Source organism: Bacillus cereus group sp. BfR-BA-01408 (assembly GCF_022663305.1).
Taxonomy (GTDB): domain Bacteria; phylum Bacillota; class Bacilli; order Bacillales; family Bacillaceae_G; genus Bacillus_A; species Bacillus_A pacificus.
In genome coordinates this window covers 1-609 of record NZ_JAKUFF010000190.1, presented here as the reverse complement: position 1 = coordinate 609, position 609 = coordinate 1, and the positions used below count along the sequence as shown (strand labels likewise).

Here is a 609-nt window from a genome sequence, read left to right as displayed (position 1 = left end):
GGTGATACTATATTTCCTACATTTTCTTTCTTTACTTGTGGTGATACTATGTTTCCTACATTTTCTTTTTTTACTTGTGGTGATATTATATTATCTTTTTTCGTTTGCGGAGAAATGATGTTATTAGGTTTCATTTTATTAATTTGAGGAGCAATTAACTCGCTTCCTTTTTTAATTACATCTGAAATTTTATATTCTTTTTTCGTTTTTATTGGTGGTTGCGGCGGCTGCGGTAACACATTTACCGAAAACTTCGTATTTTCTTTTTCCGCTGGTTTTTGTTTTTCTATAACAGGTGGTTTTTGAATAACAGACGGTTTTTCAACTGGTTTTTCTTTTTGAATTGGCTGTTCTTTTTGCACCTCTTTTTGCGGTTTCACTTGTATTTCCTTCTGTGGTTTTACCTGTACTTCTTTTTGTGGTTTCACTTGCATTTCCTTCTGTGGTTTTACCTGTACTTCTTTTTGTGGTTTCACTTGCATTTCCTTCTGTGGTTTTACTTGCACTTCTTTTTGTGTTTGTTGCATAGCAGGCTGCTGCGTAATTGGTGCTGATTGATACGTAACTTCTTCCTCGTCTTCTATTCCAAGCGGCGTTGGCGTTGCTGCA

1 pseudogene is annotated in these 609 nt (G+C 35.5%); it reads right to left on the bottom strand.

Going from position 1 to position 609, the window contains the following annotated elements:
* A pseudogene (gene exsA / locus MR083_RS26820) lies at nt 1-609 on the bottom strand (spore coat assembly protein ExsA); the annotation flags it as partial.